General features: G+C 45.5%; 25 protein-coding genes. 7 read left to right on the forward strand and 18 right to left on the reverse strand.

The genetic code is table 11. The features are described from left to right. Window positions 1-5: 5 nt before the first annotated feature. Window positions 6-2,396, reverse strand: a complete 2,391-nt coding sequence (locus BAU14_RS03820; protein WP_161898745.1) for an ABC transporter ATP-binding protein — start codon at window positions 2,394-2,396, stop codon at window positions 6-8. Further along, window positions 2,393-3,091: a TetR/AcrR family transcriptional regulator gene (locus BAU14_RS03825; protein ID WP_161898746.1), complete on the reverse strand. Its 699-nt coding sequence runs from the start codon at window positions 3,089-3,091 to the stop codon at window positions 2,393-2,395. Before BAU14_RS03825 ends, BAU14_RS03820 begins: the two co-directional genes overlap by 4 nt. A 376-nt stretch (window positions 3,092-3,467) precedes the next feature. On the opposite strand from BAU14_RS03825, the gene BAU14_RS03830 reads away from it, so the two are divergent. Continuing rightward, complete coding sequence (locus BAU14_RS03830) at window positions 3,468-4,307, forward strand: HAD family hydrolase (RefSeq protein ID WP_161898747.1); 840 nt, start codon at window positions 3,468-3,470, stop codon at window positions 4,305-4,307. Window positions 4,308-4,547: 240 nt separating this feature from the next. On the opposite strand, the gene BAU14_RS03835 is transcribed toward BAU14_RS03830, so the two are convergent. From BAU14_RS03835 to BAU14_RS03850, 4 genes are all read right to left on the reverse strand, one after another. Beyond that, window positions 4,548-5,120, reverse strand: coding sequence for a TetR/AcrR family transcriptional regulator (locus tag BAU14_RS03835; RefSeq protein ID WP_161898748.1), 573 nt, complete (start codon window positions 5,118-5,120; stop codon window positions 4,548-4,550). 413 nt (window positions 5,121-5,533) lie between these two features. Beyond that, window positions 5,534-7,189: an amino acid ABC transporter ATP-binding/permease protein gene (locus BAU14_RS03840; protein WP_161898749.1), complete on the reverse strand. Its 1,656-nt coding sequence runs from the start codon at window positions 7,187-7,189 to the stop codon at window positions 5,534-5,536. Then, window positions 7,179-8,942 carry an ABC transporter ATP-binding protein/permease gene (locus tag BAU14_RS03845; RefSeq protein WP_161898750.1) on the reverse strand — a complete coding sequence of 588 codons (1,764 nt, stop codon included), beginning with the start codon at window positions 8,940-8,942 and terminating at the stop codon, window positions 7,179-7,181. Before BAU14_RS03845 ends, BAU14_RS03840 begins: the two co-directional genes overlap by 11 nt. Then, the gene (locus tag BAU14_RS03850) at window positions 8,939-9,337 is read right to left on the reverse strand and encodes a YbaN family protein (protein WP_161898751.1); all 399 of its coding nucleotides are present in this window, start codon (window positions 9,335-9,337) and stop codon (window positions 8,939-8,941) included. The genes BAU14_RS03845 and BAU14_RS03850 overlap by 4 nt, the downstream gene beginning before the upstream one ends. A 637-nt stretch (window positions 9,338-9,974) precedes the next feature. Here BAU14_RS03850 and BAU14_RS03855 point away from each other — a divergent pair. Together BAU14_RS03855 and BAU14_RS03860 are read left to right on the forward strand one after the other, a co-directional pair. Next, window positions 9,975-11,591: an FAD-dependent oxidoreductase gene (locus BAU14_RS03855; RefSeq protein ID WP_161898752.1), complete on the forward strand. Its 1,617-nt coding sequence runs from the start codon at window positions 9,975-9,977 to the stop codon at window positions 11,589-11,591. A 132-nt stretch (window positions 11,592-11,723) separates the two neighbouring features. Then, window positions 11,724-12,224, forward strand: coding sequence for a GNAT family N-acetyltransferase (locus BAU14_RS03860; RefSeq protein WP_161898753.1), 501 nt, complete (start codon window positions 11,724-11,726; stop codon window positions 12,222-12,224). A 256-nt stretch (window positions 12,225-12,480) separates the two neighbouring features. Here the strand turns inward: BAU14_RS03860 and BAU14_RS03865 are convergent, their stop codons facing one another. From BAU14_RS03865 to BAU14_RS03895, 7 genes are all read right to left on the reverse strand, one after another. Next, window positions 12,481-12,804 (reverse strand): hypothetical protein, encoded by a 324-nt coding sequence (locus BAU14_RS03865; protein ID WP_161898754.1) that lies wholly within the window; start codon window positions 12,802-12,804, stop codon window positions 12,481-12,483. A 17-nt stretch (window positions 12,805-12,821) separates the two neighbouring features. Continuing rightward, window positions 12,822-13,412, reverse strand: a complete 591-nt coding sequence (locus tag BAU14_RS03870; RefSeq protein ID WP_161898755.1) for a TMEM175 family protein — start codon at window positions 13,410-13,412, stop codon at window positions 12,822-12,824. 84 nt (window positions 13,413-13,496) lie between these two features. Beyond that, window positions 13,497-14,006, reverse strand: a complete 510-nt coding sequence (locus BAU14_RS03875; protein WP_161898756.1) for a GNAT family N-acetyltransferase — start codon at window positions 14,004-14,006, stop codon at window positions 13,497-13,499. 1 nt (window position 14,007) lies between these two features. Further along, on the reverse strand, window positions 14,008-14,229 hold the full coding sequence (locus BAU14_RS03880) for a hypothetical protein (RefSeq protein WP_161898757.1): 222 nt from the start codon (window positions 14,227-14,229) through the stop codon (window positions 14,008-14,010). 159 nt (window positions 14,230-14,388) lie between these two features. Then, on the reverse strand, window positions 14,389-15,099 hold the full coding sequence (locus tag BAU14_RS03885) for a PepSY domain-containing protein (RefSeq protein ID WP_161898758.1): 711 nt from the start codon (window positions 15,097-15,099) through the stop codon (window positions 14,389-14,391). A gap of 50 nt (window positions 15,100-15,149) precedes the next feature. Beyond that, a complete protein-coding gene (locus tag BAU14_RS03890; protein WP_161898759.1) occupies window positions 15,150-15,935 on the reverse strand; it encodes a sulfite exporter TauE/SafE family protein in 786 nt (261 codons plus the stop codon). Window positions 15,936-16,115: 180 nt separating this feature from the next. Beyond that, window positions 16,116-16,583: a MarR family winged helix-turn-helix transcriptional regulator gene (locus BAU14_RS03895; protein WP_161898760.1), complete on the reverse strand. Its 468-nt coding sequence runs from the start codon at window positions 16,581-16,583 to the stop codon at window positions 16,116-16,118. A 341-nt stretch (window positions 16,584-16,924) separates the two neighbouring features. Between BAU14_RS03895 and BAU14_RS03900 the strand changes: the two genes are divergently transcribed. The 3 genes from BAU14_RS03900 (at window position 16,925) to BAU14_RS03910 (ending at window position 19,553) form a co-directional block, all read left to right on the forward strand. Continuing rightward, the gene (locus BAU14_RS03900) at window positions 16,925-18,808 is read left to right on the forward strand and encodes an ABC transporter ATP-binding protein (protein WP_161898761.1); all 1,884 of its coding nucleotides are present in this window, start codon (window positions 16,925-16,927) and stop codon (window positions 18,806-18,808) included. Window positions 18,809-18,907: 99 nt separating this feature from the next. Continuing rightward, window positions 18,908-19,306, forward strand: a complete 399-nt coding sequence (locus BAU14_RS03905) for a DUF6075 family protein (protein WP_161898762.1) — start codon at window positions 18,908-18,910, stop codon at window positions 19,304-19,306. 94 nt (window positions 19,307-19,400) lie between these two features. Next, a complete protein-coding gene (locus BAU14_RS03910; RefSeq protein ID WP_161898763.1) occupies window positions 19,401-19,553 on the forward strand; it encodes a hypothetical protein in 153 nt (50 codons plus the stop codon). Window positions 19,554-19,637: 84 nt separating this feature from the next. Here the strand turns inward: BAU14_RS03910 and BAU14_RS03915 are convergent, their stop codons facing one another. Together BAU14_RS03915 and BAU14_RS03920 are read right to left on the reverse strand one after the other, a co-directional pair. Further along, window positions 19,638-19,868 carry a hypothetical protein gene (locus BAU14_RS03915; RefSeq protein WP_161898764.1) on the reverse strand — a complete coding sequence of 77 codons (231 nt, stop codon included), beginning with the start codon at window positions 19,866-19,868 and terminating at the stop codon, window positions 19,638-19,640. Between the two features lie 626 nt (window positions 19,869-20,494). After that, window positions 20,495-22,063, reverse strand: a complete 1,569-nt coding sequence (locus BAU14_RS03920) for a bifunctional metallophosphatase/5'-nucleotidase (RefSeq protein WP_161898765.1) — start codon at window positions 22,061-22,063, stop codon at window positions 20,495-20,497. A gap of 418 nt (window positions 22,064-22,481) precedes the next feature. Between BAU14_RS03920 and BAU14_RS03925 the strand changes: the two genes are divergently transcribed. Then, a complete protein-coding gene (locus BAU14_RS03925) occupies window positions 22,482-22,802 on the forward strand; it encodes a DMT family transporter (RefSeq protein ID WP_161898766.1) in 321 nt (106 codons plus the stop codon). Between the two features lie 73 nt (window positions 22,803-22,875). Here the strand turns inward: BAU14_RS03925 and BAU14_RS03930 are convergent, their stop codons facing one another. Genes BAU14_RS03930 through BAU14_RS03940 form a run of 3 tightly spaced genes read right to left on the reverse strand, consistent with a single transcriptional unit; the run spans window position 22,876 to window position 26,294 of the window. Then, window positions 22,876-24,174: an extracellular solute-binding protein gene (locus BAU14_RS03930; protein WP_161898767.1), complete on the reverse strand. Its 1,299-nt coding sequence runs from the start codon at window positions 24,172-24,174 to the stop codon at window positions 22,876-22,878. A 25-nt stretch (window positions 24,175-24,199) separates the two neighbouring features. Continuing rightward, complete coding sequence (locus BAU14_RS03935) at window positions 24,200-25,492, reverse strand: MBL fold metallo-hydrolase (protein WP_161898768.1); 1,293 nt, start codon at window positions 25,490-25,492, stop codon at window positions 24,200-24,202. Then, on the reverse strand, window positions 25,476-26,294 hold the full coding sequence (locus BAU14_RS03940; RefSeq protein WP_161898769.1) for a carbohydrate ABC transporter permease: 819 nt from the start codon (window positions 26,292-26,294) through the stop codon (window positions 25,476-25,478). Before BAU14_RS03940 ends, BAU14_RS03935 begins: the two co-directional genes overlap by 17 nt.

Here is a 26,294-nt window from a genome sequence, read left to right on the forward strand (position 1 = left end):
CCCCCCTATTCTGCTTCCAGACCTAATTCGGCATTGCTCAACTGGGAAGAAGCTATTTCTTGATAAACTGGTGAAGTCGCCATCAACTCTTCGTGAGTCCCTTGCGCCACGATCCGACCTTCATTCAAGACGATGATGTTATCGGCGTGGAGGATTGTTGAAATCTTTTGAGCCACGATGATTTGGGTGATTTCTTTGACATTTTCTGCTAGTGCCCGACGCAGCGCTACATCTGTTTTGTTATCCAAAGCAGACAGTGAATCGTCGAAGATCAAAATCTTCGGATCTTTAGCCAGTGCCCGAGCGATTGACAAACGTTGCTTTTGACCACCGGAAACGTTGGTCCCGCCTTGAGAAATAGCACGATCATAGCCGTCTTCATTTGACTCGATGAATTCTTCGGCTTGCGCGATTTCTGCTGCTTTTTTCATCTGTTCATCTGAAATGCCATCAACGTTCCCAAACTTGATGTTGGATGTGATATCTCCGGAAAAGAGTACGCCTTTTTGCGGCACAAATCCGATGAGTTCATGCAGTTTGTGCAGGCTCATCTGACGGATATCGACGCCATCAATGGTGATGCGCCCAGTCGTCACGTCAAACAATCGTGGAATCAAATTGACTACTGTCGATTTACCAGAACCGGTAGATCCGATCAAAGCCGTCGTTTCTCCCGGTTTAGCGGTGAAGTTGATGTGATGCAAGACATCTTCATCAGCATCTGGATAACGGAAAGTCACACCTTCAAAAGTAACTTTTCCTTCAAAGTCATGATCGTCTTGCGGATCTTTTGGATCAGTGATAGTCGGTTTGGTTTTCAATACTTCATCTACCCGGTTAGCGGAAACGTTCGCCCGTGGCAAGATGATTGAAACCATAGACAACATCATGAACGCCATAACAATCTGCATCGTGTAGGTGATGAAAGCCATCATATCCCCGACTTGCAGCTGACCGGCTTCCATGTTGTGACCGCCAATCCAGACGATCAACACAGAGATACCGTTCATTAACAGCATCATGATTGGCATCATGATGGACATCGCCCGGTTGACAAACAACTGGGTTTTCATCAAATCAGTGTTTGCACCATCAAAGCGTTTTTCTTCGTATTTTTCACGAGAGAAGGCCCGAATAACCGGCAGCCCCGTGATGATTTCGCGGGAGACCAAGTTGACCCGGTCTACCAGTTTTTGCAAGCTCTTGAATTTCGGCATTGTAAAGGCCAGCAAGGTCAAGACCAATGCCAAAACCATCGCAACTGCCAGGCCTACGATCCAGCCCATACCAGTCCCCGTCTTGTAAACTTCGTAAACCCCACCAAACCCTAAGATTGGCGCGTACAGCACCATCCGGATGGTCATCACCAGACCCATTTGGATCTGTTGAATATCGTTGGTGCTGCGGGTAATCAGAGAAGCTGGTGAGAATTTTTCCATCTCAGAATTTGAGAATTTCAAGATTTGATCGAATTGTCCCAGCCGCAGGTTACGACCCACTGCAGAAGAAACCAATGCAGCAATCAATCCTACCAAAATCGCTGCAACAGCAGAGATCAAGGTCAGTTTCAACATTTCCGCACCTTTTTTGATCATGTAATCGGTTTGGATCTGTTTAGTATCTTTGTCCAATGCTTTGTATTCAGCCAAAGTCAATTGGATACCTACTGTTTTCATGGAGTCAGTCCCCATGTCACCAAGACTGTCCGTCATTTCTTTACGGGCAGCGGCGACTTTAGCCGGCATTTCGTCATTGGTTTTTTGAATTTGATCAGCCAATGTTTGAGCTTCATTGCCTTTTGCTTGGGCTTGTTCCCCTAATTCTTGGGCTTCAGCACCTTTGGATTGGGCTGTTGCCATGTCACCGGCTGCTGCTGCAGTTTGGGCATCGGCACCGGCTGTTTTGGCTTGTTCGCCTAATTCTTTGGCTTCGCTGCCAAGTTCTTGGGCTTTTTTGCCATCCGTTCCCATCTTTTGATAGGTGTCAAGAATCTCTTTGCTGGCAGAAGCTTCTTTGGCATCTTTTGTTTGAGACGTTGCCAGCATAGTCATCGGCAATTCAAAGATTTTCGATAACTTCTCTTTGGTCATGCCTTTTTGCAAGTGCAGTTCGTAGACTGCGACTTCTTTACCATCGACTTTTTCAGTAGTCTTTTTGTAGTTGTCTTTGATTGTATCTTTTTCTTCATCGGTCATGAACAATTCGATGGCCGAGAGAGTGGATTCGCGGATAGAATCCGGGGCAACTTGTTCCAGCCCGCCTTGTTGGATCCCGACGTCAACGATATCCGACGTAATGCTCGGCAGCGTCAAGTCGCTGCGAGCCTGGATCCCCAAAAGGATCAGTGCTGCTACGATGGCATACCAGTATTTTCCCAGGTATTTGAATAATTTCACGGCTCATACCTTCCTTGCTCATTAGATTTTTCGTCGGGCTCTTTTAAAGCGCCGTTTTTCAGCCAACTCAATTTCAAATCGAAATCATGAATGGCCTTGCCAGTGTCTTGCTCTGTTGTTCCCATCAAGCGGCGGTAATCTTCTGCGATTGTCGAGAAAACCAAATGCATTAGCATCTTGAGCAGCAGTGCCAGCTCTTCCTGATTAGCAACTTTCAATCGGGAAAGATCAATCGTTTCGTAAAATGCCTGCGCATCTTTTTGCGAAAGCGGGCCATGATGGTGGTCGTGGTGATGAACGTTTCGATTCATGTGGGGGGCAACTTTATGAAACGAACGATAGTCCATATTCATGAACAAGTTCTTATAAAACGCCGCATTGTCGCCATGAAGCACTTCTTTTACCAACTTGTAAAAGTAGATTTCAATCCCCTTAAATAAGTCGCCGGCCGCTTCTTGCATCGCTTGTTGCAATTCCTGCTGCGAATTTCGCCGCATACTTTGAAAATAATAGAAGTACAAGTCTTCTTTGTCTTCAAAGTACTGGTAGAAACTCCCCCGGGGAATTTCCGCATCTTTGATGATCCTGGCAATTGAGGCTTCACTCAAAGGAACACGGGAAAATTCTTTTTTGGCAGCGCTCATGATCCGGCTCTTCTTTTCATCTGTCAAATGAAAAAAAGTTTCCTTAGGCATATCGGTTCCTCCCATCTTTGCATGATTGTCATTTTATGAAAATGACGCCGCGTCATGTGACACTGTGTCAGTATACGCTTATTTTCATGGATTGCAAGCATTTGGATCATATTTATTAAAAGAATAGTAACTCTCTATTTTCGAATATTTTCATAATTCGGCAAAACAGTTATTATTTAATTTGTTTAAAGTTCGGTGCTTTTCCACAGTTGCTTCCTTCTAGGCCAACTTTTTCCTGTTATCCCGTCGGTTTCAGTCCTGCAGCTTCATTTCCTACCTATTTTATGGGTATAATGGTAACGCTGAAACACAACAGATTCACCGCGTCTTGAACTGCGGAATATTATCAATTGCTAAACAAAGGATGTGCTGACTGATGAAAAAACCGATTGTCGCTTTTATGTATGATTTTGACCGGACATTGTGTACCAAAGATATGCAGGAATATTCCTTTATTCCCGAGTTGGGTGTAGATGCCCCGTCATTTTGGAAAGAGGTGGCCAAAGTCGCCGAAAATGAGAAAATGGATCGGATTATTTCCTATATGTATTACATGATTAAATCTGCCAAAGCTGAGGGTCTTCCCATCCGGCGCAAAGATTTCGTTGAGCTGGGTAAAGATGTCCAACTCTTTGCCGGTGTCGATACGTGGTTTTCCCGGATGAACGAGCTGGGAGCCAGCTTAGGCTTGGAAATCGAACACTACATCATTTCCAGTGGCTTGACTGAGATCATCGAAGGCACGGCGATTCATAGCGAGTTCAAAAAAATCTACGCCTGCGAGTTCCACTATGATGAGACGGGTGCTGCCGACTGGCCCGCCCTCACGGTCAATTACACCAATAAAACCCAATTTCTGTTTCGCATCAACAAAGGGGTTTTACCGATGAACGATGACGAACAGTTAAATGAATTTGTTGAAGACCGTAATCGCCGCATTCCTTTTCGCAATATGATCTATATCGGAGACGGGATGACGGATGTTCCTTGTATGAAACTGGTGAAAGTCAATGGTGGTCAGTCCATCGCTGTCTACACTGAAAAAGAGCGGGTCACAAGCCTCCTCACCAATCGACGTGTCGATTTTATCGCGCCTGCGGATTATTCTGTCGGCAGCCAGATTGATGAAATTTGTCAGACAATCTTACAAAAAATGGCGCTAGTCAACAAGCTGGTGGATCTGAACCATCAACAGCGAGACCAGGAGACCAACTAATCCTGTCCCGTTTTCCAAAGCGAATACTGTCAAAAGTGAGCTGCAATGAAAAGCCAAGTCACTTCCATTAAACTGTGGAGGTGACTTGGCTTTTTAGTGTTAAAATTTTAAACGCTGGCTTTCATATACTCAGGGTACCGTTCCGGCTGCGAACTTTGACAGAAGGATTGCCACAGCTATTTGCTAACATATATTTTCTTGCCTATATTCGGATTTTGCGGCTTCTCTATTCTCGATAGTTCAGACACTTTCCAACTGAAGCAATTCTCCTTGAAAAGCTGTTGCAATCAAGGGCCGCAAAGCTGTACAAAATTGCGCTTTATCCACCCGGGCTCCTGTCATCACGGCAGCGCCAATCAGCACATACAGGTAATTATCATGGAGCTGCTCCAAGCGCAGCGTAGTTTCCGGCAGTGAAGCTGACCCGCGTTCCCACAGTTTTTGAAAATGACGACAAGAGGTTTGTCTGAGCTTTTTAGTTGTTTCCTCATTGCGGTTTTCCGAGAGAAACAATTGCGAAAACCACTGATAATCTTTACGGACCCAGTGGACAAAGTAGTAGGCATATTCTTCAAATAGCTGCTCTGGTTCAAGATTTTCCAGACTGATGCCGTTTGCCAATCTTTGAAAAAAGTCTTTCACCAAAGCATCTTGCAAGCCCTGAATAGAGCCAAACTGCTTATAAATCGGCTGTGTACTCATATTCATATAGAACGCCAAATTACGGACAGTCAGCTTTTCAAAGCCGTTTTGAATAATAAAGCGTTTGGTCTTTTCCAAGATTATGCGGCGTGTATAGGTGATCCGTCTCATACAGGCGCCCTCCTTGCTTTTATTTACTGTTGCGGGGTTCCTTCCAGTCATTTCAGCATTTTGCACTGGGCACCCACAAAATAATCGCGTTTTCGTTTTTACTTTGAGGCTGCCCTCATTTTCCCGCCATGCAACATCGACTTTCTTCAAGACACGAGCCAGTTGAAACAGCTGCTGTCTAAAATTATACGCTCTGCAAAGGTTGCTACCAATAAGAAATTCTCAGTATCGCAAAACGCATGCTACTCTGACTTTTTACAGTCCTTTAACAGCCACAAAAAAGCCTCCCACGTAAAAGAAGAGCGCCGTTGATTTCGATACTTCTTATCGAAATCAGTGCGGGTCGCTATTCTTTTGCAGGAAGACTGATCTTTTTGTGTCAAAATTTCTTTGTTCCTGTTTTCTGTAACCCTTCAACGAAGCTGCAGACGGCCTTGTTCCAGTGTGAAGATATCATCGGCAGCTGCCAATGTGGTGTCACGATGGGAAACAAGTAGAATGGCTTTGTCTTCAAAATTCTGGATTGTCTCCAAAATTGCCAGTTCATTTAAATAATCTAGATTGCTGGTCGGCTCATCCAACAACAACAGCGGCGCATCTTGTAAAAAGAGCCGGGCCAAGCCGATGCGTTGACGCTCTCCATCAGACAAGCTGCGAGCCAAACCGCCGATTGGAGTATTGTAGCCTTGGGGCAAATGGCTAATCCATTCATGGATTGCGGCCTTTTGTGCGGCTGCTTGAATTTCTGCCATAGTTGCGGCAGCTTTACCCAAGCGGATATTATTGGCGACGGTATCTTCAAACAAGAAGGTGGTTTGTTCGAAAAATCCTTCTGTCTGATGCAGAGAACTTTCCGTAAAACGCCGCAGCGAACGCTGATTCAAAAGCAAGTTGCCCCTCTCAGGATCCCAATAGCGCATCAGTAATTTGATCAGTGTACTCTTCCCGATTCCTGAAGGACCGCTGATTCCCACCGTTTGTCCCGGGCTCAAGGCCAAATCAATATCTGACAAAATTGGCTTTGCGCCATCGGGATACCGGAAAGTCACTTGTTGAAAAGAAGCTTCTGTAAAAGTAGTTGCCCCAGTCACTGGCTCTTGTGTTGGAAAGACCACTTGCGGTTCTTCCTGGAACAAATCGTAAAGCCGGCGACCACTGGCGAAGGTCGTCAGTAAAGCTGCTCCCAAGCCATTCATAGAAAACGCCGGCCCAAAGCTGCTGAGGGTCAAAATCACGCTGAGTCCGATAATTTGTGGTGCCAAATTCAGCGCTACACCCAATAAGAACATCAAAACTGCTGTGGCCATCATGGCCGTTTCTCCTGATACTGCCAGCTGAGTTCCCTGACGCAATTTTTTACGATAGGAATCATTGAGCTGCTCGCCGGCTGTAGTTAATTTTTCCAACCGCTCGGCTCCCAAATCAAACTGCTGAATCGTCGCTAGGCTCTGAATGCTTTCAGTCACCTGCTGATTCAACTCAGTAAAGAACGCGTGCTGTTGATCCGCAACGGCTTGATAGCGACGATACCCCCACAGCGGAATCACCAAGCCAACCATACACAGCGCCACTAACAAGAGCAGCCCCAACTGCCAGGCCTGACTCCCCAGAAATCCCACAGTAGCTACGGTTGTCCCGATAAAGATAAAAAACGGTGAGACTGTGTGGGCGAAAAAGACTTCCAGTGCTTCCACATCTGAAGTCACTGCGGTAATAAAATCGCCGCTTTTGATGCTGACTAGTCGAGCCGGCCCTAATTTTCGCAGTTGGTGAAAAATTTGCTGGCGCAACAACGCCAGTAATCGAAAAGCAATATCGTGATTGCAATACTGTTCACCATATCGCGTGACTCCTCGTAAAATCCCCAAAGCAAGTAAGACCCAGATCGTCGCGGTCAAGGAAACCGGCTGATGATTGAACAACTGCCAGCCTTGATAAAAGCCAATCACAGGAATTGCCACTACCGACAGATTGCTGATGATGCCTAATAGAACGGCCAACAGCATCCGGCCTTTCAGTGGTGCCACAAAATGCAGCAGCCAGCTTAATAATTTCCCTTCACTTTTCATATGTCGCTGCACCTCCTAACACGGCTTGTTCCTGTGCAAAGTAATCCTTGAAGAACCCAGCCGCTTCTTGCAGCTGTGTCGGCGTCCCTTGTTCTTGCAACAATCCGTTATTCAAGACAAACACCCGATCTGCAGCCAGCACATTGTAAAGACGATGAGAAATAAAGAGCACCACTTTGTCTTTAGCCAACTGGCGGATGGTCAACAGCAGTTGTTCCTCACTGACAGCATCCACTCCGGAAGTGATTTCATCAAATAGATAAAAATCAGCCTCCCGCAGCAGCCCTTGAGCGACCAACAGTCTTTGCCGCTGTCCCCCGGAAAGGTTGCCGCCGTTTTCGGTCAATGGCGTTTCCAACTGTTGGGGCATTTTTTTCACCTCAGCTGCCAGGGAAACTTGTTCCAAAGCTTGCCACAAACGCGCTTCCAGCTCAATTGGATTAGCAGAAAGCTCGGTACGATCAGCTTCCGAGAGGCCCAAGAGCAGATTTTCTTTGATTGTCGTAGGATACAAATACGTATGGCTATCAATAATGACTGCTTTATCCCGCAACGTCGCCCTCGTGAAGACGGTCAGCTCGCGGCCGTTCCACAGCAATTCTCCTTGCCAATTTCCAAAGCGTCCGGCCAAAAGTCGCCCCAGCGTACTTTTCCCACTACCGGAGCCGCCAACAAAGGCTGTAAAGCTACCCTTTGTTAAGGTTAGATCAATAGCGGATACAGCTGGCTGCTGTCCATCATAAGAAAACTGCAGTCCCACTCCGCGAATCTCTGTCAAAGGCTCGGCCAACGTTTCGTCGCCATACACCTGCTCGGGAAGTTCCAGATAGTTAAAAAGACGGCTGACTCCACTGATTCCGTTCATCGCGACGTGAAAAAGGGAACCCAGCTGTCGCATGGGAATAAAGACTTCTGCACTCAGCAATAAAAAGACCAATAAGCCCAATAAATCCGTCTGTCTTGCAGCGTAGGCTTTAAGCGCAAAACCAATTCCCAGTCCGGCACCACCGTAGCTGATCAGATCCATGATTGTAATGGAATTCAACTGCATCGACAATAGACTCATGGTAATCTTGCGGAATCCCTCTGCTTCTTTGACCATTTCTTTTTCTTTGATTTCATCATAATTAAAAGCTTTCAGTACTCGAAAGCCCTGCAAGTTTTCATAAAAACGCGTGCCGAGATTCGTGTAATCCCCCCAGTATTTGCTGAGAATTTTTTTGGCGATTTTCATGACTGCCATGATGACAATCGGAATCAACGGAATTCCTATCAATAAGACAACAGCCGGCTGCCAAGCAAATTGCAGCAAGGTGAAAAAGATTATCAGTGACGCCAAAAGACAATAAAACAGTTGTGGTAAAAATCTAGCATAATAGATTTCGATTTGTTCGATGCCGTCCACGGCTAACTGAGATAAAACAGACGGCGCCAATTGGTCTTCGCTATCTCCCAAACGAAAGGCTTTTTCCATTACTTGCTGGCGTAAACTGAGGCGCAAACGTGCCGAAGAGTCAAACAACTGCTGTTCCATCAAATAATGCAGGAGGGCCTTTCCCGCTACCCCCATTAAAATACCACCGGCCAAAAACCACGGTCCTTGTTGCGGCAGATTACCGGTCATTAAGCCTGAAACGCTCCAGGCAAGCAATAACCACATCCCGATAGACAAGCCTAACTGCCCCAAACGGAAAGCCACTAACAAAATCAGCGGCTTCTTGTCAGTAAATTCAAATAAACGTTTGTCGATCATTCTTGTATCCCGCCTACTTTCTCAATGGTCACTTTGCCTTTTTTAATCCTCAGGTACCAAGTCAGCCCGATAACATGGGCGACATAGACCAGCACCAGACAGATCCGCATCGGCGTATTATCCACCAGAATTCCCGGCAGTGCAAAGACGACTGCCATCATTGCAAACATCCGCACCATGCCTTTATTGGTAATTTTTTTCTTTACCAACGGCTCCTCCACATATTGTTTATACGTCGCTGAATTGACAAAACGCTGATGCAGTTTCTCTGAGCTGCGGAGCCAGAAAAAGCCCGTCAGCAGATAAAAAACGGTCGTCGGTAGAAACGGCAGAAAGATTCCCAGTGTCCCTAGTGCCAGGGTGATTGCCCCCAAAATAATGTACAGTAATTTCAATTCCTATAGGCCTCCTTGATTGTTGCAGTCGCTTTCAAAACATTTCCACATTCTGTCGGCACCCGTTTACACCCTCGCAGCAACTGACTCAGACTGGGAAATAACCGGTGGTACAATATGCGGGAGCCTGAACAACTCAAAATTTTCCGCTTTTTTTCTCGATAATCTGATCGATAACCCTGAACCGGACATTTTTACATGTCGGTTTGTCTTTACCGAAACGGCAGCGACTTAGATGTTTTTCAACATAACTTACCAGCTTTGCTTGAGTGATCACGGTTTCTGTGCTTAACATAATTCAACCGGATCCGCTCGTAATCAGTTTCTGTTCGTCAGCCACCACTAATTTTGTAATCGGTTTTATCCTCATCGCTTCACATTTTTTAGTATAACAGACCTCAACTCAAATGAGAATGACTCTCAATTAAAAAGGAACATTCCCCACATAAAAATCCCCTGATCTGCCGCCAATCTCAGCTGAAGCTGCCACTTTTTTTCAATCCCTTTTACGCGAGACGTTTTCTTTGCCACCTCCTAGACTTCGCGTTACTATCGAGGCAGAAAAACAACTTGTGTTTTCTTGTTGAGAATCCAAGTTGAACGATCTATAGACCCAATACAAGAGGAGCTGTCTGTTATGAAAATTATCGTTATCGGCGGTGTTGCCGGAGGACCTTCATTTGCTACACGGTTGCGCCGGTTAAATGAAAAACATGAAATCACTTTGTTTGAAAGAGGGGCAGATATTTCCTACGCCAGTTGTGCCTTGCCATACTATCTCGGCGGCGTAATTACGGATCGGGCCAGCCTGATTGAACGGACTCCGGCGCAGTTAAAGGAAAAAAACAACATTGACGTCTTCACTCGTCATGAAGTGACCGCTATTGATCCTGAGGCCAAAACAGTTACTGTCAAAAATCTTACCGACAACACTTTGCGCACTGAAGCTTACGACAAGTTGGTCTTAGCTACCGGCGCGCGGCCAACACTGCCGGAAATTCCCGGCGCTGAGGCAGCTGAAAACGGCTTTGTTTTGCGAAATGTCACAAACGCAGATGCGATTATGGACTATCTAAACAGCCACGATCCTAAAACAGTTACAATTCTAGGTGCTGGGGTTGCTGGTTTAGAAATGGCAGAAAACATGCAGGAACGCGGTCTGGCAGTCACTTTGATTGAACAGCTGCCTCAAGTGGCTTTTCCTTACGATGCTGAAATTGCCGATCTGATTTATGACCACTTGTTGGCAAAAGGGGTTGCTGTCCATCTGAATGCGACAGTTTCTGAGATTTCCGAAAAAGGTCATCTGCTGCAGCTGACAGATGGCACTACAGTGAACACGGATATGATTCTTTTTGCGACTGGTGTCACCCCCAACAATGAAGTAGCAGCGGCAGCCGGCATCAATCTCAATGAAAACGGCCAGATTCCAGTAGACGATCAACTGCGTACCAACCTGCCAGACATCTATGCGATTGGCGATGTCATCGAAACCACCAGTATCGTGACTGGCTTACCTACACCGAGCATGCTTTCCAGCGCGGCAAATCGGCAAGGCCACCTACTGGCAGACATCATCAATGGTGATGACAGCCTCCACTACCGGGGATATCTCGGGACTGGCGTCGGCAAGATTTTTGACTACACAGCCAGCTACACTGGCTTAACCGAACACATGCTGCAAGCAGCCGGTATCACCGACTACAAGACCGTGTTCATCACGCCTTTTGATCACGCGTATTTCTATCCTGGTGCCAAACGGCTGAACTTGAAACTGATCTTTGACGCGGCTACAGGTAAAATTCTGGGAGGCCAAGCTGTGGGCGAACACGGTGTCGATAAACGTATCGGTGAGCTCTCTGTTGCGATCACTGGCGGTCTGACGATTTTCGACTTACCAGATTTGGAATTTCCTTACTCACCGCCATACGCATCTTCTCGCGACGTATTGAATATCGCCGGTTATGTGGGGATTAACCAATTCACCAAAGTTGCCGAAACAATTGCCCTTGCCGATATTCCAGCAGATGATTTACAAAATGCGTACTTCCTGGATGTTCGTGAATCAGACAAGCCAAAAAGCGGCAGCATCGAAGCGACCGCCAACATTCCATTGAATGACCTGCGAGACCGAATCAATGAGATTCCTCGTGACCGTCCAGTTTATCTGACTTTCCGCAAGGGCCTCAACACCTACACTGCCGCTCGAATCTTAGCCGGCTTCGGCATCAAAGCGCTGTTGATTGAAGAATAAGTCACTTCGCCATAGCACTCGTGACAGTAGCCGGCCCTATGGATGCTGCCACGAAGAAATTACTGAGGCATTGTGCTGATTCCCATGGAAAAGGTACGCCTTTGTTTCATGGGCAGATAGAAGGGGGCTCCGATGTTAGATTATTTACCCTATAATCCATTGCTAAATGCTGATGTGCTCACAATTTTTAACGCAAATAGACCTTACCTGGCATTATCAAAAACGATTTTCGACGAAGAATCACTCCTTGCTGATTTACAGCAACGGCCCGCCAGCATTTTGCCAGAAAATAAGCACTTAGAAGTGATTTACTGTCAGCAACAGGCGGTAGCAATTTTAGACTATTTGACCGGTTACAAAACAGCTGACAGCGTTTATCTAGGACTACTATTAGTAAAAGAACATGGTCAAGGGTTTGGCAAACAGATCGTAAGAGCGCTCATTAACCGCTCGATTGTTGCCGGCTATAAAGAAATTGAATTGGCTGTACTGACTGAAAATAGAGCTGCTCTTGCTTTTTGGCAGCTATTAGGCTTCACTATTTTTGACACCGTCGCTTATGAAAAAGACTTAAAGGTGCATAAAATGCAACTAAGATTATCGTCTCTTACTAGCGAAGAACACTTTCTTTAATCAAAACAAATTCTCTACTTGATTTGGTGATCTGCAGGTAACATGCAATTTCGTGAACTCACTATTTGAATGGCGTGATTTTTGCAGGGAATTCTTCTTTTTAGCAAAGCTTTCTAAATTTATCGTATCAAAATGACCAGTCGCATCTGCTTTTTTCCGCAGACGCGACTGGTCATTTGAATTTATTCTAGAGCTTGATGAGTTGCTTGCACATTATCGAAAAAAATTTCTCTTAACTGGCCAGTATAACTGACCCTCATGGCTTACTATCGTCATTCCCGTGTTCAAATCCATCAAAGCTTTCACCGTCGTAATATTTCAGCAAGTCTTCATAGGACAACAAAGACGAGGTCATAGCATCTTCTTCATTTTCTTCCTCGATTTGCGTTGCCAGCTGTTCTTCGGCGTATTCCTGATAGACTTCCAGTAAGTTCCGATACAAAGCTTGCACCGAGTGAGCTTCTGCTGCCAAAAAAGGCAATTCCCGAATAAAGCCCCGATACACTGGAATTCCGGCTTCAATCTCCACTGGCAACTCGATGACAGTCAACTTCAGTGCGTCAAATTGTTGGTTGAACATCTGCTTTCCCCTCGCTTTTACTCGTGCTCCCCACGATGGATGAATTGCTCAATTTGTTTTTCCGGAATAAACCACATCAAAAGCATCAAGCCGTTTACTACCAGTACAGCGACTGGATGGATTAACCAACCACAGAGCAATGCCAGCACATTCATGAACAATGTAATTTTCATTTTCCGGTAGTTTTGGAAGAGCCGTCCAATTGCCGAATTTTTACCATTGCAGCGTACGAGCGCCACTCCCAGAAGCAAATAACCCAAATCAGCACCAAAGATCACTCCGCCATACAAAATCTGAGGCGCCAATGAGGTAGGATAGTCTACCACCCAGTCGGTAGCAAAGGGAAACAAACTCATCATTAAAATAAACAGATTATTGGCCCACAAAACCCAACCATCGACTTTTTTTACGATATTAAACAGGTGATGATGGTTGTTCCAATAGACCGCCAACGAAACAAAGCTGATTAAATAGATAAAAAACTGGTGGCCAGTTCCTTCAAAAGCTTGCCAAGTATCATTGGCTGGCTCTCTCAATTCTAAAACTAATAATGTCATCACAATGGCAATTACTGCATCGGTAAATGCTTCAATTCGTGTCTTCGGCATAGCCGGTTCACTATCCTTTCTTTCTGTCTTTTTGTGAATCGAGCGGCTACTTTGTTGTCACAGCCGCTGCTTGAGCTTTGCGATTTATTCGATATATAATGTTCCAGTCACTTCTTTTAACGCATCCGGCACCAGTTGGATTCCCAAAATAAACTCATCAGGAATCTCAGAACCATTGGCGATCCCCAGATCAGCCGCCGATTGGAACCCGTAGCGCTTATAATAATCAGGATTGCCTACAAGAAAAACTGCTGAATGCTCTAGTGTCAGCGCCTTGTCAAAAGCCGCCTGCATGAGTTTGCCGCCGATTCCCTGATTGCGATAATCAAAAGCCACTGACAACGGTGCCAGCAATAAGACGCCATGCTCGCCTTCAGTCGTTTCAATTCCTCGTTTGGTCAGCATCACATGACCGATCAGCTTCCCTTTGTCTTCTGCAACAAATTCCAATTCCGGTAAGAAACCTGACCCCTTTCGCAGCTCTTCGACAAACTCCTGCTCCGTGCCGTCTGACACCTGAGCCGTTTTGAAGGCTTGCTGAACCAAGTCATAGATTGCTGGATAATCTGCCTTTGTGGCTTGTCTAATTTCCATTCTATCTTTCCTCCTCTGTCGAATCCTCATCCATTACACGCCGCAAGACATCATTCAAAATGTCTTCTTGAGTCAATTGTTTGATTGCCTTAGCCAGAAGTTCTTCGTCCACTTCCAGGATGGAATCTTCCGCCAGCCCGTTTTCTGCAACGAACTCTTCTGATAACGGCAATAATACGCGGTTATCCACCTTCATCAAGCGGCGTTTGCGCTTTTTATTCATGACTTCCACCCCCTCCTAGAGTATAACAAAAAACCTTTGAAAACTGCTTTTTTTACTTTTTGTAAGTCCGTTGGTCAAGAAACTGTTTATTCCACAAAAATACCGGGAGCCTGCTTGTGGTGTGGCCCCCGGTACCTCTGATTTGCGGTTAGGTCAGATTTAATCGTGATCGTCGGCGACAGTTCGCAGGTACTCCCCGGTCTTGGCATCAATTTTGACATCCTGCCAGTGACGGTCTTTGTTGAATTTAACACTCCAAATCACATACCCGTCATCTTCATCTAGTTCGATTTTCACCAGAGAATAACCCTCTGCCCCGTACTTATCAGCTACTTCAGCTGCGGCTTCCATAGTAATGACCTCATCTATCGGCAATTGGTCTTCTTGCCAATCGTCGTTATCGCCGTCATCCTCTAAGTCTGATTGATGGTGAACTGTATCTGCCACAGCATCAATAGTCACTTCGTATTCACCCTTGGCATCTTCCCCTTCAATCTTGAAGCGCTTGGTTTTTTGTCCTTGATACAAGCCTTGTGCTTCCCACTCTAACTCGTGGATCGCTGCAGCGGGGTATAGTTCTCTAAACTTAGCGACAGCTTGTGTATAATCGACTTTTTGATCCAGCACCTCTGAAACAGCCGTATCTTTTGAAGTCATCTGAGACGAATCTGAGCTTGCCGATGATGACGCAACAGAGGCAGTAGTGTCTTCCTGATCAGTAGCAGCACTACTCGTCGCTACTGTCACACCTTCTGCAGTGGAAGCTGCTACGCTGTCAGACTGACTGCTGCCGGTAGTCTTATTGTCTGAACAGCCGGCTGCCCCCAAAAGAATCGTTGCTCCCAGTATTAAAATCAGTGTTTTCTTCATAGTTGCCTCCCTTTCTTATTTCCTGTTTCTGAGCAGTTGCCAAATCAGACTTACTTTTGCCAGCCTAAAAAGACTCCAATGCCATTAAAAATATTTATCGCCAATACGAAAATCAGTACTACCTGATAAATAATCCGTACTTTTTTTGCCGAGAGGATTCCACTAAAAGTAGCCCCCATAAACCCACCGACAATCGCCGCCGGAATGATATAAAACAGCATCGTCAAATCATACCGTTCAAACCCGAGGGTAGCAGCTATCGTCACTATTTTCGCCAGTTGGGAACAAAAGATCGTAATAATCGAATAAACTGTCGCAGCTTTGATTTCCATGCCAAAACACAGCATCAGCAGTGCCACATTGATTGGGCCGCCACCGATTCCTAAAAAACTAGCCAAAAATCCTAGAATCCCACCAGCCACGATATACCACGGAGTCTTTTTTAAATTGAGATTTCGCCGTCCATCAGAAACCAGCCAGGCAAAAGCAATCGTTAAAACCGTAATTACAATCTGGGTCAGCTGTACCGTCTCTTCTGCTGCTACAAGTTTTAACAGGCCTTCAAATGCCAAATTTCCTAAAATTCCGCCAGAAACAGCACCAATGGAAATCAAACCAGCTTTCTTGTAATCAATCGTCATATTTTTCCGCTGCCGCAGCGTAGATACAATCGACATGGTAAACACTGCCACTGTCGAATAAAAGGTGATAGCCGGCACCGAGTCGGCTCCGATGGCATCGAAGACCGGCTTGATGATCACGCCACCGCCCATCCCTGAAATCGCGCCGATTGTGTTTGCTAAGATGATGATAAAAGCGTAAAGAAATCCAATCATTTTTTACCTCTTCATGTTATTTTCTACCCTTATTATACGAGACCCAGTATTGGAAATCTAGACCATCAGCTGTTTTCAACAAGGCTCTCCGCAAAGCTCGTCTACCACACCTGCTTTGAGTAGCTAGTCGACACCTTTTATAACAAAGAATTCGCAAGCTGCTTTTCTTCACTGTCCACTTTACAAGTACCGTTCATCGACTTTTTCCTGATTTAGCTTGGCTAATAATTGAGCCAACTCTTGTCTTTCCGATAAACTCAAAATATCAAAAAAGGCTGCCCCTTGATCTTGGCGCTCTTTTTGCAGCTCTTCAGCAGCTTTTTTACCAACTTCTGTTAGCTGATAGCGATTGCGTCTGCGATCAGCAGGATCCTGTTCTTTGATAACTAGTTGTTTTTGTTCCAACTTGGTGAGGACTTCACTTAATGACGCTGGTCGAATTCTCATACGTTCCGCCAGTTCTTTTTGACTGATCCCATCGTGGCGCAGCAACAGCCGTAATAGTCGTTCTTGCCCCGGCGCAAGTTTATCTTGTGCCCTCTTTTCCCCAGCTGCTTCTTCTGACTGAGCCATACTTCTACGGATTTGTCGGTTAATTTGCCAAAATGCGTCTAACAATTTCTGATTGCTTCCTTCTGCCTCTGCCATTTTATTTTCGCTCCTTTGTTCTCTTTTTCAGTTTAACTGACCATTATCAGCAAAATCTGCTATTTATTTCCAGTGTATAAGATTTCCTTAATCCGGTCAATTAGTTAGGTACCTTCCTATTTACAACAGCAAGCAAACACGTTATAATAGATAGGTACCTAACTAAATAGAGCATTGGACCAACAATCAGCCGCTAGTGAGAACTCCCTGCTGATTGGACCGTTTTCTGCGGACACCTAAAAATCGATTCAAAAGTAAACACTTCGTAGCGGTGTCTATTACAGGATAGTCCTTCACAATAATGATAGTCACTCACTTTAAGAATAAAAGGAGGAATCGCCATGGCTCGTATGCGTTTTGATCAACAACCTGAAAAAATGCCCAAATTGACCTGGCCGTTTGTTACTCGGATTTTAAGCTATTTCTCTCCTTATCCGCTGCGTTTTTTCGCAGTCATTGCACTGATTCTCACCAGCTCTGCTTTAGGACTGGTCCCTCCGTTACTGATGCAAAAAATCATTGATGTGGCTCTGCCGCAAAAAGATCTGAGTTTACTGGCAATCTTCATCGGCTTATCCATGTCGGCTACGATTTTACTCAATTTATTAGGGGTAGCGCAGGGTTACCTCAGCACCTGGATTGCCAAGCAGATTACCTTCAATATCAAAAATGAAATCTACGGCAAGCTCACACACATGCCACAAAGTTTTTTTGCCGGACTGAAGGAAGGGGAAGTCCTGACTCGTCTCACCAGTGACGTGGACGGCATCCAACAAGTCTTCCAGTCCACTGTCGTCAATGCCCTCACCAGCGTTTTTGTCTTAGCGACTAGCTTAGTGGCCCTCTTTGGCCTCAATCCAATCTTAGCATTGATCAGTGTCGCTACTATCCCGCTGTTTATTCTGCCGACCCGAAAAGTCGGTAAGCTTCGCTGGCAGATCACCTCTCAAAGCCAAAAACAACTGAGCACGCTCAACTCCCATGTACAAGAAAGTCTCAGTACTGGCGGCAGCCTGTTGATGAAGCTTTTTACCAATGAACAAAAAGCCTACGATGAATTTGTCACAGTGAACAGTGAAGTCACTCACTTGCAGGTCAAAGAAACACTGGCAGGCCGCTGGTTTCGTATGGCAATGTCCGTCTTCACAACGATTGGCCCAATGCTGGTTTATTTAGTTGGTGGTTTCTTACTGACCAAAGATCAGATTACCATTGGCGGCATTCTGACTTTTGCCACGTTGTTGGGCCGGATGTACAATCCCGTGACGCAACTTTCCAATATTCAAGTAGATTTCATGCGCTCTTTTGCACTATTTGACCGGATCTTCGAGTATCTGGATCTGACACCAGAGACCACCTGGCCTCTTGACAGTGAGATAAAGACACCTGCAAGTGCGGCTGACTCTATTTCAGAAGGCCAGATTCGTTTTGAAGAAGTCGACTTTAGCTATGGTCAAAGTGCGGCTTTACAAGGAATCGACTTGACTCTTCCTGCTGGTCAGATGACAGCCATCGTGGGACCATCTGGGGCCGGCAAGTCAACTCTCACTAACCTATTGCCCCGCCTCTATACGCCAACTGCCGGGCGCATCACCATTGACGGCAACGATATCGCGCAGCTCCCTCTTGATACACTACGTCGTAAGATTGGCATGGTTAGCCAGGAAGCTTTTCTTTTCAACAGTACCATCCGGGAAAATCTCCTTTATGCCAAACCGGAGGCCACCGATGACGAACTGGTTGCGGCTGCCAAAGCGGCTTATATCCACGAGTTTATTGCAACACTTCCGGAAGGCTACGATACGCCAGTCGGCAACCGGGGCGTGAAGCTTTCCGGCGGTGAAAAGCAACGGTTAGCCATTGCTCGAGTTATCTTGAAAGATCCTCAGATCCTGATTTTAGATGAAGCGACGGCTGCCTTGGATGCATTGTCGGAACACTATGTCCAAAAAGCCATGGATCAGCTGATGAAAGGTCGCACCGCCATCGTTATCGCCCACCGTCTGTCTACGATTGCCAATGCCGATCAGATTCTCGTGATGGATCAAGGGACAATCGTCGAGCAAGGCAGCCACGAGGAATTATTGGCACAAGCCGGTCTTTACCACAAACTCTACCAGACCCAATTTAAACTTTCTCAGACTGAAATCACCGCCTCCCTTACCAATGAGTTGGTCGATGCTGACACTATTTCCCAGCCAAATGCAGCGGATTGTGCTGCCTGACCCTCTCATTTTTTGAAAAAAATTGTGGTGCCGATGCCTCCTGTTACCGCTTCCTCATAGCCTGAGCTATAATGGAATAAACGACAGGAGGTTAGCACTATGTTCAAAAATAAGCTTCACAGTCAAAGATACTTGGAACTTTTGAAACGTTGGCAGACCGATACCGTATCCCCTGAATTGATGGCTTTATTTTTTCTGATAGCTGGCTCAGACTCGCTATATCAACAAGCTGATGCAATCATCGACTTTGACAATCAGCGCCTAAAAATCACTCTTTCCAATGAAATTTTCTCCGCAACTGATAGCGGGGCTGACTTGCTGACACTGACGCTAACTCTTTTTGACAACACCGTTGATCACGGCAAAGACGATCCGGTCACACTTTTAGGCAACTTGTCAGAGGAAGATTATGAACTGGCAGTCAATGCGCTGCATGTCCGCTTTAATAAGATGGAATTTGTTACTTACCAATATGATCCAGTGGAAGATTTCAACTGATTACTGTCTATCAGATACTCCTGCACATTTAAAAGTCAGGTGCTTTATTTGGCAAATTCATACGTACGGTTTATAAGAAAAGAGAGGACGTAACATGGTTAAAAAAATGCTTGGTAATTTGGTAGCTTTTGCCGCCTTTTTAAGCCTTTATATTGGCGGGCCTTTTGTGCTGTTGTTGTTATTGTCTGTAGCGTTATATGCCGGTGATTTACTCATCAGCCAACTGCGAACCTCCCGAGCTAGCTGATCTGTTCACTGGCTATGAACACTTCTCATTATTAAGAGCAAAAAAACGCCGAAGCTCATCAATAGCATGAGCTTCGGCGTTTTTTTATGCTTGCTGCGTAATCTTCGCACGATACCCGTGGCTGTCCAGAAAATCGATGATCTCTGTCAGTTCATTGCGGGCGAATGCTGTCTTTTGACAGACAGTAACCGTTTTACTGAAGGGTAACCCTTTTTTCTTCGTTCGATAGACATAACAAAGTTCATGATCGACTTCAATCGGAACCTCTTTGTTGCAGTTTTCTGCCACCAGGGCAAAAAGCGTCTGCCAATCCAACGTCTACACTTCCTTTCACCAAGGCTCGGATCATTTTCCCAGCCGTTGTTTCACTCCATGGAGGGAAGTATACCCACATTGTTCTTAAAAAGCCAGTCAGGTAAGAGAAATCTTACGCTAGTTTTACTCATTCTTTATCATCCGCAATTTTCAGAAATTTTCACGTTGTTTCTTGACCGTTTTTTAATGACTAACTGGCGACTACTCAGAGCAGTTTTTGTAGTGGCTTTATCAGCTGATTCACAGCTTTTTAGTTTGCAGCACTAGAAGGTCTGTTCAACTTGCCATTATTTTTCCCTTGCACCATAGCATCGGAAAGGGGAATGTGACATAAGTTGAGTCACCGTCCTACGAACCGAACAACGCCAAACGTGAGTTGCAAGCAAAAGCCGACCATCTTCCATTAAAGTCATTGGAAGATCGTCGGCTTTTCATTGCTAAAATTCAAAGGCAGACTAATTCACTTCGCTTTACACGTATGGGTATGTTTTCTCTTCGGACTAAGACATCAAGCTGGTCACAAATCTTTCCCATCCGCATATTTTTTATTCATTTGAGTTAAACATCTGCTCTTTAGCACTTGGATATTACTTAGGTCACATTCCCAAGGTTTATCCAATTCATACTCATTGTTCCGGCAGCACCAAAAAATTATTATTGACGGTCGCCTGGAGCACTGGATGCTCCCGCAAATAGTCGGCAATCAGTTCGGTCATGTCGATTTGGACTTCCCGAATGATTTTTTCCGGTGTGAACATGGCATAATTGCCACCACCTACTGCCCGGTACTGATTGACTACGACTTCCAACTTTTCGTCAGCGGTAACATCGTGACCTTCAAACTGTAGCCGAGTCACTCGCTCTCCTTTAGGCCGAGTCAAATCCAAGGTGTAGTCGACCCCTTCGTACATATCATAATTGTAGTACTGCGGTTTTGGTTTGATAAAGCGCGGATTGAAGATCAGCTTGCCACCTTCTGCCAACTGAAGATAATCAGCCGTTTGTTCCAAAGCTGCCCGCAGATCGCTACCACTGATTTCAGAGACTGCCAGTGTATTGGGATAAATATAATTGGTGATGATGTCTCGCATGGTGATGGTTTCCCCAAAGCCGCGGCCTTCGTTGTTGAACAGCGCCGTACCGGATACTTTGGCTTGACTGGCTGACAATTGGACCTTATTGATGAATTCTACATACGGATGTTCGTGGAAGCGGGCCATCATCGGATCTGTGATGCGCATATCTCCTTCGACTTTTCCCACCGGTTGATCCAACCAGACTTCCAAATCCTGGTTCAACTGCTCCACGGCAGCCATGATTTTTGCATCAGGTTTTGAATCAGCAACGCTATGAATCGCGGCGGTAGAACCAATCACGCGTACATCACCACTTGCATCTCGTTCAAGCTCTAGCTGAATCTCGCCAACAAATGCCCCTCGATGTCCCGGTTGGATCACCGGCACGCCATTGATTTCCGCCGCAATTTCCCGGTGTTGATGACCAGTTACCAGCGCATCGATCCCTTTTACTTCTTGAAGCAGCTGGTAGCCTTCATTTTCTCCAGTCAATAATTCAGTCGCTTCACCGGTTTTTAAATCCCGCTCAAAGCCGCCATGATACGCAACCACCACGACGTCTGCCAATTCCCGCAGCTTCGGTACGTATTGCTTGGCTGTCTCTACCAATCCTTTAAACTGCAAACCTTTGATTGTTCCGGGCTGTTCCCAATGAGGGATGTACTGGGTTACAACACCTAAAATCGCTACTTTGAGACCGCCTTTTTCTAATATCACATAAGGCTGGCCAAAAAAAGGGCGGCCATTTGCACCTAAGACATTTGCTGCCAAGATCGGATGATTGTAACTTGCGATGGCTTGTTGCAGATAATCCATGCCGTAGTTGAACTCGTGATTGCCCAAAATCCCCACATCATAGCCCATCTGATTGACGACTTGCGTTAGATCCGCCGCCGTATGCTGTGCCTGTTTTGCCACATAATAGCTCAAAGGCGACCCCTGGATAAAATCCCCATTTTCGATTTTGATCACCGGATCAGTTCCGCTGGCTGCTACCAGTTCTTTCATTTTCGTCGCCGCTTTTGCCGCGCCAAAAGGCAGATCCAGTCCCGGCTCTGCATAGTTCGTCGGCAGGACATACCCGTGCATATCACTGGTAGCCAATATCGTCAATTTCATGTAAAACAGTCCTTCTTCGTCAAATTGGAGCTATTGTCGTCAAACTGACTGTTTTGCAGTCGTTGCGACACTTCTCCTCACTCTGCCATCTTAACAAAAAAGAACCGATTTCAAAAGTGAATCGACAGAAAAACACTGTCCCTCAAAAATTTCCTATCTGTTTTTCTCTTCAAAAATCTCGCAAGTTGACTTTTAAATCCCACGTGCTAGAATAGCATGGAAATCAATAATCAATGCACGCTGCTGCCGGGCAGCGCAAAGAGGCCATCCATTCCGTCAGGTCATAGTAGGAATGGATTACCTCTTTTTTATTTTGTCTCGAATGGAAAAAGCCAGCTCCCTTCGCCGCAAAGCAACAGGCGGATTTCAAAAAAGCCACCTAAAATAGGCGTGGCTCTGAAAGAAAGGATGATCGATGATGGCATGGTTAGATTTGATTTTAGCAGGAGGTTTGGAGGTTTTCTGGTCAACGATGATGAAACAAAGCAATGGTTTCAGTAAGCTGAATTACAGTCTTTATTGTGTACTGGGCATGATTGCCAGCTTTTACTTTCTCTCCAGAGCAATCAAAACACTCCCCATGAGCCTCTCTTACCCAATTTGGACGGGTATCGGCGCAGTCGGCTCAATTATTATTGGTGTCGTTTTCTTCCATGACAAACTGGCACCTGTCACTTGGCTGTTTGTCGGTTTGTTGCTGGTAGGTATCATAGGCATCAAAGTAACTGGCGGACATTAAGCAAGCAGTCGTTTGCATTAAGCGCAAAAAACAGCCAACAAGCAAAATGCGTGTTGGCTGTTTTTAATAGCTCTTATTGGTTCCAAGCGTCTGCCAATTCGGAAACGCCTTGTTTGATCAAGTCGTCTGTCTTGCCGTCAGGATTAGACAAGATGTTTTCCATGATTGTACGAACTTGGTTGTAAGCAGGGTCTGCATTTTCAGTTACAGGCAATGCGAACAAGTCTTTTGTTGCTTCTTCCAAGATAGCTGGTACTTTAGTTTCTGTAGAAGATTTGTATTCGTCAGATTCCAATACTGATTCAACGATTGGCATATAACCAGTCATTTCAGCCCAGTACAATTGTACTTCAGGTTGTGCCATATATTTCAACAACAGGTAAGCTGCTGTTTGTTGCTCTGGAGTTGCTTCTGAGAACATGTAAACGTCTGTCCCTTGTTGGATATTTTTCTTGTCAGGACGAGGTGCTACGCCATATTCGAATTTACCTTCTGTATCGCTCTTCACATAACCTTCACCAGCGATTGAACCAACGAACATAGCAACTTTTTCATTGGCAAATGGGCCAGACAAGTATTTGTCAGAGCCTGCGATACGCATTGAACCGTCTTTGATGCCTTCCAAATAGTAGTCGATAACTGCTTTGGATTCATCACTAGCAAAATCAAGGTCTTTGGTGAATTCTACGCCTTGGTTTTCCATACCGATCGTGTAGTAGTTGTTCAGAGAGTCAAAACCACCACCGACAACTTCATGGTTGGATTTTTCGTAAATGTCTTTACATGCTTGAGCAAATTCTTCCATAGTTGTTGGTACTTCAACGCCGTATTTTTTCAGCATATCTGCATTGTAAACCAATGCTTCTGTTGATTTGTTGAATGGAATACCGTATTGCTTGCCGTCAATTTCCGCACCTTTCAACAGTGGTTCGCGGATAGCTTCTTGTTCGCCCCAGCCGATGGTCTTGTCGTCCATGAATGGTTTCAAGTCTACCAGCATGTCTTCTTGCGCTGCATTCCACAACCAGCCTGGATAAGCTTGAGTGATGGTTGGCAGATCTTTTGGTGATTGCAGTGTTGAGTTGATTTTCGCTTGCATATCAGAGTATTGACCTTGGTTTTGCAGAGTAACTTTGATCTTTGGATTTGCTTTCATGAAGTCGTCGGTGATTTTTGTCAACGCTTCTTCTTGTGCACCGTTCATTGCGTGCCAGAAAGTGATCTCAGTATCCTTGGTGATTTCAGTGACGATTTTGCTGTCGTCGCCTTTTGAATCGCTGCCTTTGCTGTCATTGCCTGAGTTGCCGCAAGCTGCTAATGCAACCATCGCTGCTGCAGCCAACATCACAGTACCCATTTTTTTGAACTTCATTTTTGACTCTCCTTTAAAAAAGTTTTTATGAGATTGTCTCCCCACGAGTGGGAAGAATTCTTTCGCCATACGGATTCACCAGTTTTTCCGGTTTCAAAGTATGGATTGGAACCAAAGTTTTCGGTTGGATCATGTCGATAATCTTTGCTAAATCAGCAGGAAACGCATGACCCGAGCAAGCCAATCGTACAAATTCCACATCCAGGCTTGCCAAAAGATCCAAAAAGACTTGATAGGCGGGGTCAAAATCTCCCAACGGCTGGGCGTCGATATGGAAATACATACCGCCTGCCTGCAGGTTTTCAAAACCGTCGACTATCTGCCACAAATACTGGTGATCGTCTGTTAACAAGACGGCCAGTGGAATTTCTAATTCGTCAGCCAATGCCTCAATCCGGTGGGTCGGATCTGCGTAATAATAGTTGGCATTGATCCCTAAAACTTCTTGTAACAAAGCCGCCATGTTGGCTTCCAATACTACTGTTCGTGGGGACAACTCAACGATTTTAGCAAAACGCTTCACGTTAGCCGGGTAGCCATTGAAGGTTAATTGCCGCTGCGGATTCTCGTTTTCCAAACGAACCAACTGCTGTACCAAGTCTGCTTCGCTGACAATCTTGATCGTTTCCGTAGGATCTTCCGGACGGTCGTCAAAAGAGATACTGACGCCTTCCATCATCAAAAGATCACAGCCTTTTGCTCTTTCACAAAAATCAAGGGTCAGCTTTCGATCATAGCCGTGCAGGCGCAAATCACCGGTGTACACCAGAAACTTGTCCGGGGTGCGGATCAACAGTGCCGCCGCCCCATAAGCATCGTGATCCACCGGCAGAATCGTCACAGTGATTTCACCGATTTCAACGACATCACCAGCGTTTAGCCCAATCATGTTCCGCGTAAAGTTGGCTGCTTCAAACGGCGAAGGAATCAAGAAATCCCCATTGCGGTTCAAGGAGCGCAAGATTGCATCGGTTTCCTTCAATGTATACAGAGGAATCGCCGAATCCAAGTAATTGATCATTTTAGAATGATCCAAATGTGCGTGAGACAAGAAGACAGCGGTGTGCTGGAAATCTGCCACAGCTGGTCCTTGGTATTCATAACCTAAGCGCGGATCATAAATATCTTTGAGCTCTGGGATCAAACGATTGTCCAACAGCGTAGACAGCTGATCGTCTTTTAAGCCCAGTTCGGGACGATATTCCGTGCCAAAGTCAAAAAAGATGTGGGCATCCCCGTAGCGGACTTCGATGACCGTGCCGCCGATTGTGAGGATACCGCTGTGAAAAGTGACGGTAGTTTTAGCCTTTGATTCCATTTTTTGCCACCCCTCGGATGATTTCTTTGCGGAACACGAAGTAGATGATCAAGATTGGAATGACTGTCAGTGTGGCTGCTGCCAACTGCAGGTGCACGTCACTGCCACTTTCAGTGGTGAAAGCAGACAACCCGTTGTTCAATAGACGGTGGTCTTTGTCATTGGTTACCAACAATGGCCACAAGAAGGAATTCCAGCTAGAGATAAAGGTCAAGATTCCTACCGTCACCAGCGCTGGTTTGATCATCGGAATCAAAATGCGCCGGATATATTCCAAATCACTGGCGCCGTCGATTTTAGCCGCTTTGTAATAAGACAGGGAAATCCCGTTTAGATAGCTGTTTAGATAATAGATATAGAAGATACTGGTCAAAAAAGGGATAATCAACGCGGCATAGGTGTTTAACAGGCCTAGCTTTGCGACGGTATTGAAGTTTGTAAAGATGATGGACTCATACGGCACCATCAATAAAGAAACCATAATCGCGATTACCACTTTTTTGAATTTGAATTCCAAACTAGTCAGTGCAAAAGAAGCCAACACCGCTGTAATCAATGTCGCAATCGTCGTCACTGCTGAGACGAACACGGTATTGAAGAAGTAACGGACAAAAGGCGCTTTGTCAAAGACATCAATAAAGTTTGAAAACTGGAAGCTTTTCGGGATGATGGTCGGCGGAATGCTGGTCACTTCCGAGCGGGTCATCAAGCCCCCCAAGATCATATAGATGAATGGGAAAACAGTGATGATGGCCATCACGATCAAAAAGATCATACAGATGATATTTACGACTCGTTTCAC

The sequence above is a fragment of the Candidatus Enterococcus leclercqii genome (assembly GCF_009933135.1).
Taxonomy (GTDB): domain Bacteria; phylum Bacillota; class Bacilli; order Lactobacillales; family Enterococcaceae; genus Enterococcus_C; species Enterococcus_C leclercqii.